Origin of the sequence: Pedococcus sp. 2YAF34, from assembly GCF_052114585.1 — a bacterium.
Classification (GTDB): domain Bacteria; phylum Actinomycetota; class Actinomycetes; order Actinomycetales; family Dermatophilaceae; genus Pedococcus.
Genome location: NZ_JBFRFA010000029.1, coordinates 1 through 14,239, shown reverse-complemented (window position 1 = coordinate 14,239; position 14,239 = coordinate 1). Strand labels below are relative to the sequence as shown.

14 protein-coding genes and 1 pseudogene are annotated in these 14,239 nt (G+C 73.2%); 8 read left to right on the top strand and 7 right to left on the bottom strand.

Going from position 1 to position 14,239, the window contains the following annotated elements; all coding sequences use genetic code 11:
• Positions 1-12: 12 nt before the first annotated feature.
• The 3 genes from AB4Z02_RS14320 (at position 13) to AB4Z02_RS14310 (ending at position 2,998) form a co-directional block, all read left to right on the top strand.
• Positions 13-786 carry a LamB/YcsF family protein gene (locus AB4Z02_RS14320; RefSeq protein ID WP_441971723.1) on the top strand — a complete coding sequence of 258 codons (774 nt, stop codon included), beginning with the start codon at positions 13-15 and terminating at the stop codon, positions 784-786.
• Entirely contained in the window at positions 786-2,432 is a 1,647-nt protein-coding gene (locus AB4Z02_RS14315) for a 5-oxoprolinase/urea amidolyase family protein (RefSeq protein WP_441971721.1), read from the top strand. The genes AB4Z02_RS14320 and AB4Z02_RS14315 overlap by 1 nt, the downstream gene beginning before the upstream one ends.
• A 74-nt stretch (positions 2,433-2,506) precedes the next feature.
• A complete protein-coding gene (locus tag AB4Z02_RS14310; RefSeq protein WP_056882616.1) occupies positions 2,507-2,998 on the top strand; it encodes a DUF2505 domain-containing protein in 492 nt (163 codons plus the stop codon).
• Positions 2,999-3,101: 103 nt separating this feature from the next.
• Here AB4Z02_RS14310 and pruA read toward each other — a convergent pair whose 3' ends face one another.
• On the bottom strand, positions 3,102-4,730 hold the full coding sequence (pruA, locus tag AB4Z02_RS14305) for an L-glutamate gamma-semialdehyde dehydrogenase (RefSeq protein WP_056882615.1): 1,629 nt from the start codon (positions 4,728-4,730) through the stop codon (positions 3,102-3,104).
• A 68-nt stretch (positions 4,731-4,798) separates the two neighbouring features.
• Here pruA and AB4Z02_RS14300 point away from each other — a divergent pair, with 68 nt between their 5' ends.
• The gene (locus tag AB4Z02_RS14300; protein ID WP_441971718.1) at positions 4,799-5,632 is read left to right on the top strand and encodes an alpha/beta fold hydrolase; all 834 of its coding nucleotides are present in this window, start codon (positions 4,799-4,801) and stop codon (positions 5,630-5,632) included.
• A gap of 57 nt (positions 5,633-5,689) precedes the next feature.
• Here the strand turns inward: AB4Z02_RS14300 and AB4Z02_RS14295 are convergent, their stop codons facing one another.
• Genes AB4Z02_RS14295 through AB4Z02_RS14285 form a run of 3 tightly spaced genes read right to left on the bottom strand, consistent with a single transcriptional unit; the run spans position 5,690 to position 8,549 of the window.
• Positions 5,690-6,109, bottom strand: a complete 420-nt coding sequence (locus AB4Z02_RS14295) for a DUF6912 family protein (protein ID WP_056882613.1) — start codon at positions 6,107-6,109, stop codon at positions 5,690-5,692.
• Positions 6,106-7,128, bottom strand: coding sequence for a patatin-like phospholipase family protein (locus tag AB4Z02_RS14290; RefSeq protein ID WP_441971716.1), 1,023 nt, complete (start codon positions 7,126-7,128; stop codon positions 6,106-6,108). Before AB4Z02_RS14290 ends, AB4Z02_RS14295 begins: the two co-directional genes overlap by 4 nt.
• Positions 7,125-8,549, bottom strand: a complete 1,425-nt coding sequence (locus AB4Z02_RS14285) for a WS/DGAT/MGAT family O-acyltransferase (protein WP_056882745.1) — start codon at positions 8,547-8,549, stop codon at positions 7,125-7,127. The genes AB4Z02_RS14290 and AB4Z02_RS14285 overlap by 4 nt, the downstream gene beginning before the upstream one ends.
• A 49-nt stretch (positions 8,550-8,598) precedes the next feature.
• Here AB4Z02_RS14285 and AB4Z02_RS14280 point away from each other — a divergent pair, with 49 nt between their 5' ends.
• The gene (locus AB4Z02_RS14280; RefSeq protein WP_441971758.1) at positions 8,599-9,042 is read left to right on the top strand and encodes a hypothetical protein; all 444 of its coding nucleotides are present in this window, start codon (positions 8,599-8,601) and stop codon (positions 9,040-9,042) included.
• Positions 9,039-10,370, top strand: a complete 1,332-nt coding sequence (locus tag AB4Z02_RS14275; protein WP_441971713.1) for a hypothetical protein — start codon at positions 9,039-9,041, stop codon at positions 10,368-10,370. The genes AB4Z02_RS14280 and AB4Z02_RS14275 overlap by 4 nt, the downstream gene beginning before the upstream one ends.
• A gap of 17 nt (positions 10,371-10,387) precedes the next feature.
• On the opposite strand, the gene AB4Z02_RS14270 is transcribed toward AB4Z02_RS14275, so the two are convergent.
• Both AB4Z02_RS14270 and AB4Z02_RS14265 read right to left on the bottom strand, forming a co-directional pair.
• Positions 10,388-11,671, bottom strand: a complete 1,284-nt coding sequence (locus tag AB4Z02_RS14270; RefSeq protein ID WP_056882610.1) for an AAA family ATPase — start codon at positions 11,669-11,671, stop codon at positions 10,388-10,390.
• Positions 11,668-12,339, bottom strand: coding sequence for a hypothetical protein (locus AB4Z02_RS14265; RefSeq protein WP_441971711.1), 672 nt, complete (start codon positions 12,337-12,339; stop codon positions 11,668-11,670). The genes AB4Z02_RS14270 and AB4Z02_RS14265 overlap by 4 nt, the downstream gene beginning before the upstream one ends.
• A gap of 264 nt (positions 12,340-12,603) precedes the next feature.
• Between AB4Z02_RS14265 and AB4Z02_RS14260 the strand changes: the two genes are divergently transcribed.
• Positions 12,604-12,828 (top strand): helix-turn-helix domain-containing protein, encoded by a 225-nt coding sequence (locus tag AB4Z02_RS14260; RefSeq protein ID WP_056882743.1) that lies wholly within the window; start codon positions 12,604-12,606, stop codon positions 12,826-12,828.
• A gap of 57 nt (positions 12,829-12,885) precedes the next feature.
• On the opposite strand, the gene AB4Z02_RS14255 is transcribed toward AB4Z02_RS14260, so the two are convergent.
• Positions 12,886-13,428 carry a hypothetical protein gene (locus tag AB4Z02_RS14255; protein WP_441971709.1) on the bottom strand — a complete coding sequence of 181 codons (543 nt, stop codon included), beginning with the start codon at positions 13,426-13,428 and terminating at the stop codon, positions 12,886-12,888.
• A 199-nt stretch (positions 13,429-13,627) separates the two neighbouring features.
• Here AB4Z02_RS14255 and AB4Z02_RS14250 point away from each other — a divergent pair.
• A pseudogene (locus tag AB4Z02_RS14250) lies at positions 13,628-14,239 on the top strand (hypothetical protein); the annotation flags it as partial.

The following is a 14,239-nucleotide window of genomic DNA, read 5'->3' as shown; positions in this document are numbered from 1 at the left end:
CGGGTTGTGCCGATGACCGCCGTCGACCTCAACGCCGACCTCGCGGAGTCCTACGGCCGGTGGGAGCTCGGTGACGACCTCGCCATGCTCGAGGTCGTCACCAGCGCCAACCTGGCCTGCGGCTTCCACGCCGGCGACCCCTCGACGCTGTTGCGCGTGTGCCGCGCGGCGGCTGCCGCCGGGGTGCGGGTCGGCGCACAGGTCAGCTACCACGACCTCGCTGGCTTCGGACGCCGCTTCATCGACGTCGACCCGGCCGAGCTCACCGCCGAGATCGTCTACCAGGTGGGCGCCCTCGACGCGCTGGCCCGTGCCGCCGGCACCAGCGTCGGCTACGTCAAGCCGCACGGCGCCCTCTACAACGCCGTCGTGAGCCACGAGCGCCAGGCGGCCGCCGTGGTGGAGGCGGTCTGCCTCGTCGACCCGACGATGCCCCTCGTCGGACTGCCGGGGGCGGCCTCCCTGCGGCTGGCCCGAGCCGCCGGCCTGCCCACGGTCACCGAGGCGTTCGCCGACCGCGCCTACCAGCCCGACGGCACGCTGGTGCCGCGCTCGCGGCCCGGCGCAGTGCTCGACGACCCCGACGTCGTGGCTGCCCGGGTCGTCGAGCTCGTCGTCGAGGGGTCGCTCACCGCTGCTGACGGCAGCCGGGTCGAGGTGCAGGCGGACTCGGTCTGCGTCCACGGCGACTCACCGGGTGCGGTCGCGATGGCGACCGCCGTCCGTCGTGCGCTCGAGTCGGCCGGGGTCGACGTCCGGGCGTTCGTGCCGCCGCGCGAGGGCTGATGCCCCGGCGACTGCTGTCGTACGGCGAGCGGGCCCTCCTCGTCGAGCTGGAGGACCTGGCCGCCGCGCTGGCCGTGCACGCGCTGGTCCTGCGCGACGTGGCGCTGGAGGGGCTGGCCGACGCCGTCCCCGGTGCGTGCACAGTGGTGCTCGTCGCGGACACCCCGGCATCCCTGCCGGCCGTGCGGGCAGCAGCCGAGCGCGCGCTCGCCCACCTCACACGCGTGGACCCGCGCGTCGATGATGCTGCCAAGCAGGCCGATCCACCGTCCGAGCCCGAGGTCGTCGAGGTGCCGGTGCACTACGACGGCGACGACCTCGACGAGGTCGCCGAGCACACGGGACTCACGCCCGAGGAGGTCGTCGACGCGCACACGGGTCAGGCCTGGCAGGTCGGGTTCGTGGGGTTCGCCCCAGGCTTCGCCTACCTGGTCGGCGGCGACCCACGACTGCGGGTACCGCGCCGGTCGAGCCCGCGCCCGCGCGTTCCCGCCGGCGCGGTGGGCCTCGCCGACGAGTACAGCGGGGTCTACCCCCGGACCTCGCCCGGTGGGTGGCAGCTGGTCGGGCACACCGACGTGGCGCTCTGGGACCTGGACCGTGACCCACCCGCGCTGCTGCGGCCAGGCCTCCGCGTGCGCTTCACCGACGCTGACGACGCCGCAGTCCCTCGCGCCGCAGGCGCCCCGTCGTCGGCGGGTGACCCTCCGTCGGAGGGTGCCCTCTCGTCGGCGGGCGACCCGCCGACCTCCGCCGACGGTCCGGACCCCGTCGGGCCCTGGCTGGAGGTGCTGGACCCGGGCATCCTCTCGCTGGTCCAGGACGGCGGGCGGCCGGGACTGGCGGCGCTGGGCGTCGGGCCGTCCGGCGCCGCGGACCGTGCGGCGTTCGCGCTCGGCGCCCGGCTCGTGGGGCAGGACGCGGCAGAGGCCGCGGTCGAGGTGCTGGGGGGCCTGGTCGTGAGGGCCCACGGCAGCGTCACCGCGGTGGTGACCGGTGCGCCGTGCCCGGTCCACGTGGACGACCGCCCCGTGCCGTGCAACGCCCCCGTCCTCGTCCGCGCCGGCCAGGTGCTCCGGATCGGGCGACCGAGCTCGGGGCTCCGCTCCTACCTCACGGTCCGCGGAGGCATCGCCACCACTGCAGCCCTCGGATCGCGGTCGCACGACACCCTCGCCGGCCTGGGTCCGCCCCCGCTGCGTGCCGGCGACCGGCTGGTCGTGGGACCGCGGCGGGGCCACCTGCTCGTCGACATCGCGCCGGTCGACCAGCGGACCCCCGGCACCGTCGTCCTCGACGCCCTCCCCGGCCCGCACCTGCACTGGCTGGCCGAGACCGCACAGGTCGACGCCCCGACCTGGACCGTGGCGGCCGACAGCGACCGCGTGGGCGTCCGGCTGGCCGGGGCGGCGCTGGTCCGTGGCGCGGCCCACCGGGAGGCAGAGGTGCCCAGCCAGGGGCTGGTGCGCGGCGCCGTACAGGTCCCTGCCGACGGCGTGCCCGTCGTCTTCCTCGCCGACCACCCGGTGACCGGCGGCTACCCCGTCGTCGCCGTCCTGACCGAGCGTGCCTCCGACCACGCTGCGCAGCTCGCACCGGGCCAGGCGGTGCGGCTGCGGCTCCTCGCCGCGCGGGGTCGTCGCTGACGTCGCTACGCTGGCGCGGTCCGCCGCCAGACCCTGGGGGGCCCAGCGGCATCGCCCCTTCCGAGGAGAGACGCATGAAGATCGCCACCACGATGGACTACGCAGGCACCCCTGAGGAGGTGTTCGCGGTGCTGTCCGACCAGGCCTTCCAGGAGGCCAAGTGCGCTGCCACCGCAGCCATCAAGTACACGGCGGCGGTGAAGGCCAACGGCGGCGGCGCCACCATCACGACCGAGCGCATCCTCCCCGCCGACGGCCTGCCCGACTTCGCCCGGAACATGGTGGGCGAGACGCTCAAGGTCGTCGAGACGCAGACCTGGGGCGCGGCTGCCGCCGACGGCAGCCGCAGCGGCACCGTCGAGATGTCCGTGGCCGGGGTCCCCGTCGCCCTGAACGGGACGCTGGCCCTCGGCCCGGGCGGCGCCGGCACCGTGGAGAAGCTCGACGCCGAGCTCAAGGCCAAGGTGCCGCTCATCGGCGGCAAGATCGAGAAGGCCGCGGCTCCGCCGATCGAGGAGGCCATCGACATCGAGGCCGCCACCGTCAAGGAGTGGCTCGCGCGCTGACGCACCCTCTCTCACCCGGCCACACCGGGTACGCGAAAGGCTCGGAACCGCAACGGTTCCGAGCCTTTCGTCGTGTGGCGCTCCGCAGCGCCTGCGGCGACGCTCAGCCCATGTGGGGGTAGCCGTGCGACTTCGGCGGGTCGAACGTCTCCTTGATGGAGCGGGCGCTGGTCCAGCGCAGCAGGTTCTGCGCGGCGCCGGCCTTGTCGTTGGTGCCCGACGCGCGACCACCACCGAAGGGCTGCTGCCCGACGACGGCACCGGTCGGCTTGTCGTTGACGTAGAAGTTGCCGGCGGCGAACCGCAGCCGCTTCGTGGCGTCGGCGATGGCCATCCGGTCCTGGGCGATGATCGAGCCGGTCAGGCCGAACGGCGCGAACGACTCCATCTGGTCGAGGACCTTGTCGTACTGGCGGTCCGGGTAGACGTGCACCGACAGGATCGGGCCGAAGTACTCGGTGCGGAACGACTCGTCGGTGGGGTCGTCGACCTCGAGGACGGTCGGGCGCACGAACCAGCCCTCGCTGTCGTCGTAGGTGCCACCGGCCACGACGTCCACGCCGGCCGAGGCGTGCGCGCGGTCGATCGCGTCCTTGTGCTTGGCGAACGCCCGGTCGTCGATGACGGCGCCCATGAAGTTGGACAGGTCGGTGACGTCACCCTGGGTGAGCCCGTCGGTGATCGAGACCAGGTCGGCCTTGATCTTCTTCCACAGCGAGCGCGGGACGTAGGCCCGTGAGGCGGCCGAGCACTTCTGGCCCTGGAACTCGAACGCGCCGCGGATCATGGCCGTGCGCAACACATCCGGGTCCGCGGACGGGTGGGCGAGGATGAAGTCCTTGCCGCCGGTCTCGCCGACGAGCCGCGGGTAGGTGCGGTACTTCGGCAGGTTGGCGCCGACCTCCTGCCACAGGTGCTGGAACGTCGGCGTCGAGCCGGTGAAGTGGATGCCCGCGAGGTCGGGGTCAGCGAGCGCCACCTTCGAGACGTTGAGGCCGTCGCCGGTGACGAGGTTGATGACGCCCGGCGGCATACCCGCCTCCTCGAGCAGCGCCATGGTGAGGTGCGCGGCGAACTGCTGGGTGGGGCTGGGCTTCCAGACGACGGTGTTGCCCATGAGGGCGGGGGCGGTCGGGAGGTTGCCGGCGATGGCGGTGAAGTTGAACGGCGTGATCGCGTAGACGAAGCCCTCGAGCGGGCGGTGGTCGGTGCGGTTCCAGATGCCCTTGGCGTTGAGCGGCGGCTGCTCGGCGAGGATCTGGCGGGCAAAGTGGACGTTGATGCGCCAGAAGTCGATGAGCTCGCACGCCGCGTCGATCTCGGCCTGGTAGGCCGTCTTGCTCTGGCCGAGCATCGTGGCGGCGTTGAGGTGGGCGCGCCACGGACCCGACAGCAGCTCGGCGGCCTTGAGCAGGATCGCCGCCCGGTCGTCGAACGAGAGTTCACGCCAGCCGGGGGCCGCGGCCTTGGCGGCGTCCACCGCGGCCTGGGCGTCGCCGAGGGTGGCGTTGCGCATGGTGCCGAGGACCTTGCGCCGCGCGTGCGGCTGGCGCACGTCGATCTTCCGACCGGTGCCCATGACCCGCTTGCCGGCGATGGTGTGCGGAAGGTCGATGCTCGTGCTCCCCAGCTCGGCCAGCGCCACCTCCAGCGACGCGCGCTCGGGGCTGCCGGGCGCGTAGTCGAGGACGGGTTCGTTGACGGGGGTGGGCACCTGGGTGACGGCATCCATGGCGGGGAGCTCCTCGGGTTGCTTCGACGGTGGTCGGACGGCGGAAGGGCGCACCTATGGTGTCACGTATGCCGAGCAGCCCCCACCACGCCGACGACGCATCCCTCGCCTACCGCTGGGCCGGTCCGGCGGACCCCGCCACGCCCACCCTCGTCCTGCTGCACGGCCTCGGCGACTCCGGCGACTGCTGGCCCGACGCGGTACGCCGGTGGTCCCCCACGCACCGCGTCGTGGGCGTCGACGCCTCCGGCCACGGGCGCTCGCCGCGGTTCACCCCTGAGCAGCTCGCGGCACCTGACCCCATGGAGGAGATGTATGCAGCGACGGAGCGCACCCTCACGGAGGTGGTGACCGCGCACGGGGGCCCCGTCGTGCTGGTCGGGCACTCGATGGGCGGCGGGATCGCCGCGGCTCTGGCCGCGCGTCGCCCCGACCTCGTGGCGGCAGCCGTCCTGGAGGACCCCGCCTGGCGCGACCCAGCCGAGCGGGTGCAGCCCCGGGACGTCGTCCGGGAACGGGTCGCGGACTGCCTCGCCTTCGTCGAGCACCTCGACGCCGAGCTCGAGCAGGGCCGCGCCGACAACCCCACCTGGCCCGAGGCCGAGCTCGAGCCGTGGGCCCGGTCCAAGACCGAGGTCGACCTCGGCTTCCTCGAGCTTGGCATCGCCAACCTGCTCGAGCCCTGGGACGACATCGCCGCCGCCATCACTGTCCCCGCGCTGGTGCTGCTCGCCGGGCGCGGTGGGCCGGTGTCACCGCAGGCGCGTCTCCGGGCGGTGGAGCTCGACAACCCCCACCTGGACCTGCACGTGGTCGCCGGAACCGGTCACTGCATCCGCCGTGACGACGCCGACGCCTACCACGCCCTGGTCGACCCGTTCCTGGCCCAGCACGCCCACTGAGCACGCCCGCTGAGCCCGCGTTCCGGGGCGGTCTCCGAGGTCAGGATCTCGCCGTGGTCAGAGCAGGCGCAGGACCTCGTCGAGCTCGGTGACGTCGTACCAGAGCAGGTCGTCCATGCCGTCGTCACCGGCCGTCTCGTCGACGTGGAAGGAGACGACGCGAGCCAGCGGCAGCGCTTCGGCAACGAGCACCCCGGCCAGGTCGTCACCCGGTCTCGGTGAGACCCAGGCAGGGTCGACGTCGGCGGCCAGGACGACGCGCTTGCGGGCGGGGCCGCTCTGCGCACGGGCCGCTGCGGCGAGCGCCTCGCCCATCGCTGCGTACTCCCACTCCTCCTCGTCGCCGGCCGGTTGCGAGCGCTCGAGCCGCTCGGTGACGGCGAACGCCGCGATCGGTGGCGATGCCACCTCGCGCTCGCTCGCGAGCCGGCGGACGCCCTCGGCGTCCAGGGGGAGGTAGATCCGGGTCTGGGTCATCCCACGTCCTCGTTGAGTCGTCCAACATCTTCGAAAGCGGAGCGGTCGGGCAGTGGTGCGGGGTCGCGCAGGGCCACCGCCGACGTCCGCAGGGACGTCTCGATGACGCGTGGGCGCCGGGTGACGTCCATGAGGTTGGAGCCGAAGGCTTCCAGGTCCTCCTCGCCGGGACCGAGCATGGTCACCTCGGCACCGTCGGCGTGCACCCGTGCCAGCTCGCGCAGCGCGCGCAGGGTGACGCGGTTGCGCCACTGGCGCTCCACCCGCGTGCGCCACTGGGTCGGCGCGTCCTTCACGAAGCTCACCTGCGGGGCCAGCACGTACACCTCGTCGAGCCCCCTGCCCACCATGAGGTCGAGGTTGGTCGAGGACCAGGCACCGCCGTCGATGTAGCGGTGCTCGCCGATGCGGACCGGCTGGTACCACCCGGGGATCGCGCACGAGGCCATCACGGCGGGCGCGAGGTCGACCGCCGGCGCCTCGGGCCGGCCGAAGGGCACGCGGGCGCCGGTGTCGAAGTCGAGCGCCACGACGGTCACCCCGGTGCGTGGCGCCCACCCGGACGGGACGACGTGCCCGACCAGGGCACCGACGGCCTCGATGCTGCCCCTGCCCTCGGGGAGGATGGCCGAGAGGACGGCGGTAGGGGGCAGCGAGCGCAGGTGGAGGGCGTTGCGGCGCAACAGCTCTCGTGACCCCAGCGCCATCCGCGGTCGGCCTGGGCGGTCGCCGCCGGTGTCGCGCTCGTAGTTCCACGAGTACCCGGCCAGCGGCCCGACGTCGATGTCGCCGACGAGCTGGTGGTGCAGCAGGTCGGTGACGGACACGCCCGCGCCGACCAGTGCGGCCACGACCGATCCCGCCGACGTGCCGACGACCTCGTCGAACTCGCGCACGTCGACACCCAGCTCGTCCTGCAGCGCCGACAGTGCACCCACCATCCAGGCTGCCCCGAGCACGCCGCCCCCACCGAGCACCAGGCCTCGGCGTGGAGCAGCGGTCCGACGCGCCGGGCTCATCTCGACGGCGACCGGTGGCTGTCGAGGAGCTCGGCGAGGGAGTCGACGATGCTCTGGCCGAGGACGTCGACGTCCGGCATGGAGTCGCGGTCGCCGTTGAGGCCGTAGTAGACCCCGCCGTCGTAGGACGTGAGCCCGATCGACAGCGCCTGCCCCCGGGCCAGGGGCATCACGGGGTAGGTCGACAGCATCCGTGCGTCCCCGGCGTACAGGGTGTGCTGCGGGCCGGGCACGTTGGTGATGACGACGTTGAACAGGCGCCGCGAGACGGCCGAGCCCAGCCGCGCCCCGAGCGAGTGCAGGGTCGGTGGGGCGAACCCGGCGAGGCCTGCGAGCGACTCGGCGCCGACCGCCTGACCGCCCTCCATCTGCTGGCGCATCGCGAACGCGATCTGGTGCAGCCGCATCGAGGGGCCCGGCTCCCCCACGGGCAGGTCGACGAAGCAGGCGGTCAGGCGGCTGCCCACGTGCCGTGCCTCCGCGTCGTACATGCTCACGGGCACCATCGCGCGCACGGTCGTGCCGGAGTGCACCGCCTCGCCCCGCGTGAGCAGCCACGAGCGGAATGCGCCCGAGATCGTCGCGAGCACCACGTCGTTGATGCTGACGTCGTCGGCGTAGCGCCCGCGCGCCAGCCTGCTGCGGACCTTGCGGTAGTCCTCGAGGTCGGTGCCGATCATGACGTAGCGGCGCGCCTCGCCCACGTGCGCGTTGAGCGGCGAGTGGGGGGCGGGCCGGGCGGCGGTCCGGGCCAGCGTCGACACCACGTCACCCGCAGCCGACAGCGCCCGGTTGCCGACGGCCTTGACGTCGACGATGCCGCCGCGGATGTTCTCGACGATCTCGCTGGGGCGCCGTACGGCGTCGACGAGCGCACCGGTGAGCAGCTCGACGTCGCTCGGCTCCCGCGAGGGCCGCCACGTGTCGGTGACCAGCCCCTCGGCCGCGGGGTCACCGTCGACGATGACGTGCGCGATGTCGACGGCGTTGATCCCGTCGACGAGGGCCTGGTGGGACTTGGTGACGATCGCGAAGCGGCCGTGCTCGAGCCCCTCGACGAGGTAGACCTCCCACAGCGGTCGCTTGCGGTCCAGGGCCCGCGGCTGGATCCGCGCGACGAACTCCTGCAGCTGCTCGTCCGTGCCCGGCTTGGGCAGCGCCGAGCGGCGCACGTGGTAGGTGACGTCGAAGTTCTCGTCGTCGACCCAGACCGGGTTGGCGAGCCGGCCGGGGATCTGCCTGATCCGCTGTCTGTAGCGCGGCACGAAGGCGATCCGCGTCGAGATGAGCTGCACCAGCCGGTCGTAGTCGAAGCCCTCCTCCGGCGGGTCGAACACCATCACGGACCCGACGTGCATCGGCGTGGTCGACTCCTCGAGGTAGAGGAACGACGCGTCGAGGGAGCTCAGGCGGTCAGGCACCCCCACATCGTGGCAGAACCCGCTGTCTAGACTTCGATTCGTGACGAAGATGACGCTGCGCACGACGACTCCGTATGCCGCCGGGCTGGTGCTCGCCCTCGGCCTCACCGCCTGTGGAGGCGACGACTCGGCGGTCTCGGGGTCCACGACGTCGAGCTCCTCGACGTCCTCGTCATCCCCCTCGTCGTCCTCGTCCTCGTCGTCGTCCAGCTCCACCAGCCCGGCGTCCCAGGGCCGCGGGCTGACGATCACCATCACCGGCAAGAAGGTGGTCCCCGCCCCCGCCACCGTCGACCTCGCCGTCGGCGAGAAGCTCACCCTCGTGGTCACCAGCGACCACGACGACGAGCTGCACCTGCACGGCTTCGACGTCGAGGACAAGCTCAAGGCGGGCGTGCCGACGACCGTGACGGTGACCGGGAAGGACCCGGGCGTCTACGAGGTCGAGACCCACGAGCCGCCCCTGCGGCTGCTCAAGATCGCGGTCCGGTGACCCCAGCCGTCGGGCCCCTCGCGATGCTGCCGGCCCACGGCGTGGGGTCGCGCGAGGACCTGCCCCTGCCGTTCCACCTGCTGCTGGTCGGCGCCGGACTCGCCCTCGTCGTGTCGTTCGTCGCCCTGGGCGCGCTGTGGAAGCAACCCCGCCTGCGCCGCGAGGACGGCCGCCTGCTGCCGATCATGGTGTCGCTGGCGCTGGACTCGGCGCCCGTGCGGGCAGTCTTCGTCGCCCTCTCGCTGGTCATCACCGGATGGACCCTGGTCGCACTCGTCGCAGGCGCCGACACCGCGAACAACCCCGTGCCCAGCGTCGTCTACGTCTGGCTCTGGGTCGGGCTGGCGTTCTCCTCCATGCTGTTCGGTGGCTACTGGAGGCTCGTCAACCCGGTGCGCTGGCTGCGTCGCGGGCTGCTCGCCCTCGGCCGCATCGAGGAGGACTTCGCGCTGACGGAGTACCGGCTCGGGTACTGGCCGGCCGCGGCCGGGCTGCTCGCCTTCGCGTGGCTGGAGCTGGTCGCGCCGAACAACGCCGACCTGCTGACGATGCGCATCGCGGTCTTCGGCTACCTCCTGGTCAGCCTGGTGCTCGGCCTCGCCTTCGGGCCGGCCTACCTGCGCACCGGCGACCCCTTCACCGCCTGGTCCTCCGTCTACGGCACGCTCAGCCCGCTCGGCCGCCGCGCCGACGGTCGCTGGGTGCTGCGGACGCCGCTGCACGGCCCGCTGATGATCGACGCGCAACCGGGCCTGCTCGCGGTGACCTCGGTGATGCTGGGGACCACCGCCTACGACGGCTTCTCCGGCGAGACCCGCTGGTACTCCTTCGTCCAGTCCTCCAGCCTCCCTGCCGCCTTCTGGGAGACGACCGCGCTGGTCACATTCTGCCTCGTGGTGGCTGGTTCGCTCGCCCTGGCCGCCGTGCTCTCCGCACGGTTGGCAGGGGTGTCGCCGCGCGGGGTCGCCAGCGCGTTCGCGCCGTCACTGGTGCCCATCGCCGCCGGGTACCTCATCGCCCACTACTGGTCGCTGTGGGTCTGGGAGGGCACGCACGGGCTGGCGAAGATGTCCGACCCCCTCGGCACCGGCGCCAACCTGCTCGGGACGGCAGGTCTCGAGGCACCGCAGTCCCTCATCGCCCCCGGGTTCGTCGCCGGCGTCCAGGTCGTCTCGATCATCACCGGGCACGTGCTCGGCGTCGTGCTGGCCCATGAGCGGGCCGTCGCGCTGTTCCCGCGGCGGGCGGCCGTCCTCGGTCAGCTCCCGCTGCTCGCCCTCATGGTCGTCTACACCGTGGGTGGCCTGACGCTGCTCTTCAGCTCCTGACCCGTCCGTCGTGGTGTTCAGCGGCGACGCCGCCGGCGGCGGTAGCGCGGCTCCACCGCGGCATACGCCTCGGTGAGCCCGACGAACGCGCGGCGCAGCTCGCTCGCCGGTGCGTACTCTGCCAGCGACTTCCCGGCGAACATGGCGCCGTCGAGGGTCGCCTGGTCCCAGGGCAGGTAGCTCAGCTCCTCCATCCCGGCGAACCGTCCGAGCGCCTCGGCGATGCGGCGCTCGGGCCGCGAGCCGACGGCCGAAGCGCGCACCTTGTTGACGACGACCCGCGGCGATGCCGGTGACGGGACCGAGGCGAGGTCCTGCACCGCCCTGACCAGCCGCTGCAGGCCGATGGGGTCACCGGAACCGACGACGAGCAGGTCGTCCGCCGACTCCAGCGCGACGAGGGTGGCGGCGTTGCGGCGGGGCGCGAGGGTGTCGTAGGAGAGCTCCTCGTCGTCCTCGACGCAGAAGCCGCAGTCCACGACGACGTAGGCCCCGAGCTGCCGGGCGACCTCGACCACGTGTGCCACGGAAGCAGCCCTCAGCTCGGTCCAGCGGTCGGCGCGCGGGATCCCGGTGAGGACCCGCAGGTCCGGGGTGACCTCCGGCGCGAGCCGCGCCAGGGCCATGAGGTCGAGCGTGCCCTGGTCGGCCGCCCGGCACGCGGCTGCCATCCCCGGCGCCTCGTCGAGCAGGCCGAGTGCCTGGGCCACCGACGAGCCGTAGGTGTCGCAGTCGACGAGCAGGGTGGGCCCGTGCACCGCCAGCTCCGCGGCCAGGTTGAGGGCGACCGTGCTGCGCCCCGGTGCGCCGGCAGGTCCCCAGACGGCGATGACCCGGCACGGCGCCTCGGGCGGGGCGGGCAGGTCCGGCACGTCGGGTGCCTCCCCCTGCGCGTCGGCAGCCGGTCCGTCCTGGGTCAGGTGCGCGCCGTGGGCGAGGACCAGGCCGTCGCGGACGAGGCCGTCGAGGAGGTCCTCGAGCTCCGGTGCCGTGATGTCGGTGCGCACCACCACGTCGAGACCCAGCTGCCGCAGCCGACGCTCGCCCAGCTCGTCCCCGGGCTCGGTCACACCCCCGACCACGACGCCGTGGCTGGCCAGCTCGTGCAAGGCGCTGCGGTCCAGGGCACGAAGGTCCGGGGAGACCAGGGCCACCTCACCCAGCCCGGCGGCCGCAGCCGCGAGGAGGTCCGGCAGGTCCGCGCACCGCCGGGCGACGGCGTACTCGGCCGTGGCCCCCAGCGCGGTGACGAGGTCGGACTCGCCGGGGCCGGTCAGTGCCGTGACGACCGGGTGGCTCACTGGTCGGCCTCGGCGGTGCCGCCCGGCACCGCCACGAGGGTCACCCGGGCGCCCGCGTCGACCTGGCCGATGATGTCCTTGATGCGGGACGAAGGCGCCATCACCTGCACGGGACGATCGCCTCCGGCACCACCGGAGAGCCCTCCCGCGGCCTTCGGCAGGCCCCCGACGGAGACGCCGGCAAGCGCCAGCTCGGGACCGGTGAACTTGGTCGCCCCCGTCGCGGCCGGGTCGACGGGGTTGACGTAGACGTCGACCCTGCTGCCCACGGTCAGGGCGGCGACGGACCCCGCGTCGACGGAGAGCACCAGCGGCTGCACCCCGACCTGCTCCCGGCTGCCGACCGCCACGCGCGGGACGAGCTCGCCCTCGCCCACCTCCCGGAGGACGAAGCGCCCCGGCGCCAGCCCGGAGTCGGCCGGGAGGTACTGGTCCGTCCTGGAGCCCAGCTGCACGTCGACGCGCGTGAGGTCGTCGGCGCTGAGGGGGCGGCCGGGGACCAGCGGCCCACGGGCGGCATACACCGGGGTGCGGTCGTCGGCGGACGACACGACCACCGAACCGAGCGCCACCGAGGCGAGCACGAGCACCAGCCCGACGACCAGTCTCGCGTCGCGCCATCCCGGCTTCTGCAGTCGTCGTGCGCTGGGCACCGGCAGGTCACTCACGTCGTCGTCCCCCTACGGCATGGTTTGCCCGGCTTTGGGCAGCCGGCGGAGCCATCATGGCGCAGGGCGGCGGGTTGCCGCCCAGCGAATCCACAGGTTCGGGGTCATCCACAGGTCTTGGGCGCCAACTCCCCCAAACGGCTGACAATGAGAGACTTTGGCGATCGACCGGACGCGGACACACCGACATGGTAAAAATTTGGTCAAGGGACGCCATGGTTCCGTCAAGAGCAGTCGATGGCAGGTAAAGACAGGGGGCCCATGATGGCCAAGCGGTTCATCCAGTTGTCAGAGGTGTCCGAGATCCTCGACATCTCCTCGGCCCAGGCCTACGCCCTGGTCCGGTCCGGAGAGCTCCCGGCCATCAAGGTCGGCGGACGCGGCCAGTGGCGCGTCGAGGTCGCCGAGCTCGAGACGTACATCCAGCGGATGTACTCCGAGACCAAGACCTTCGTCGCCGCACACCCGTTCGGCCAGGGCACCGACTGACCGGAGCCCGATGGTGCGAGCCCGGACCCTCGCGGCCCGGGCTCGCAGCGTGAGGGCTCAGGTCGCGCTGACGACCACGACGGCCTCGAACGGGACAAGTCGGCGGCCCGTGACGTTCTCCGGGCGCCGGGGCAGGTCGGCTGCGTGCTCGGAGAGGTCGAGCACGTCGCGGCCGACCCCGTCGATCGTGCCGGTGACGCCCGCCCCCGAGTGGTCGGTCAGCGTCACGACGGCCCGGTCGCGGCTCAGGCCGCGCAGCGCGTAGCCGAACCCGAACGAGCGGCCCATCGCTGACCCACCCGTCCGGCCGCTGAGGCCGGTGACCGCGGCGAGGCCCCCGAAGGGCACGAGCGCCATCCGCCCGGCCTCACCGGTCAGGAGCACCCACCCGTCGCCGACGTCGGCGACGCGTCCGCTGAGCGTCGTGCCGGTACGCAGCCCGAGCCCGACCCGGGCGTCGCCTGCAGCGCCCAGCCGCTCGTAGAGACCCAGCGCCGCCCTCTCCCGGCGCGTGCGGTCGGCCACCTCGGCATCGAGCTCGCGGCGCACCTCGGCATCCCACTGCGCCGACAGGTCGCCGAACAGCTCGTCCCACCGCATGCGCCATCCCCCTTGTCGCCGTGCCCATCATGTCGAGCCGCGTCCGAGCCCACCCGACCCCCGCTGGTGACTGTAGTAGGCACCCATTGCGTTCGCCAACGCACCTTGCTACGTTCTAACATAAGCAAACGTAAGCAAATGCATGTATCAGGGGGTTGACATGAGCAGGCGACGAAAAGAAGACAGAGGACGTCGTAGGGTGACGACGGCACGGGTTGCCGGAGCGGCGACGGTGGCTGGGGCGGCGACGGTGGCCCTGCAGGTGGGGCTGGTGGCGGCGACGCGCTGGGCGTGGGACGCGGTCGCCGCCCCAGGGCCGGCCACCCTCGACGAGGTCCTCGGCCTCACGTCCTCCGCAGCTGCTGCCGCACTGGTGCTGTGGTGGGGGCTGGGAACCCTGGTCGCGGTCGGGTCCCACCTGCAGGGGCGACCGGGTCGATGGTGCGGGCGACTCGCCGCCGGCGCCGCGCCTGCGGTGTCCCGTCGCGTCGCCGCAGCACTCGTCGGTGTCGCCGTGGGTGGCGCACTGGCGCCCGCCGCCGCCATGGCCTCGACGACGCCCCCACCCCTGACCACCACCATGCCCAGCACCAAGACCACCACGACGACCACGGTCGCGGCGGGCCCGGGGTGGCGGCCGACCGCACCGAACGAACGCGCGACGACGGACGGGGACGCCCCGGCACCCCGCTCCGCCCACGGCGAGCGCGGAAGCCGGCCGGCCACCGATGGCCCCGCGCCCTCCCCCACCACCGGGCGCGGAGACGGTGCCGACGCGCCGGGCTGGACCCCGACGCGCCCGGTGCAGCGC

Bases quoted from the DNA above. Each gene is read 5' to 3' on its own strand.
- AB4Z02_RS14280 (WP_441971758.1), top strand. From the start codon at position 8,599: ATGACGCTGCGCACGACGACTCCGTATGCCGCCGGGCTGGTGCTCGCC.
- AB4Z02_RS14255 (WP_441971709.1), bottom strand. From the start codon at position 13,428: ATGCGGTGGGACGAGCTGTTCGGCGACCTGTCGGCGCAGTGGGATGCC.
- AB4Z02_RS14310 (WP_056882616.1), top strand. From the start codon at position 2,507: ATGAAGATCGCCACCACGATGGACTACGCAGGCACCCCTGAGGAGGTG.
- AB4Z02_RS14290 (WP_441971716.1), bottom strand. From the start codon at position 7,128: ATGAGCCCGGCGCGTCGGACCGCTGCTCCACGCCGAGGCCTGGTGCTC.
- AB4Z02_RS14295 (WP_056882613.1), bottom strand. From the start codon at position 6,109: ATGACCCAGACCCGGATCTACCTCCCCCTGGACGCCGAGGGCGTCCGC.
- pruA (WP_056882615.1), bottom strand. From the start codon at position 4,730: ATGGATGCCGTCACCCAGGTGCCCACCCCCGTCAACGAACCCGTCCTC.
- AB4Z02_RS14315 (WP_441971721.1), top strand. From the start codon at position 786: ATGCCCCGGCGACTGCTGTCGTACGGCGAGCGGGCCCTCCTCGTCGAG.
- AB4Z02_RS14300 (WP_441971718.1), top strand. From the start codon at position 4,799: ATGCCGAGCAGCCCCCACCACGCCGACGACGCATCCCTCGCCTACCGC.
- AB4Z02_RS14320 (WP_441971723.1), top strand. From the start codon at position 13: ATGACCGCCGTCGACCTCAACGCCGACCTCGCGGAGTCCTACGGCCGG.
- AB4Z02_RS14260 (WP_056882743.1), top strand. From the start codon at position 12,604: ATGGCCAAGCGGTTCATCCAGTTGTCAGAGGTGTCCGAGATCCTCGAC.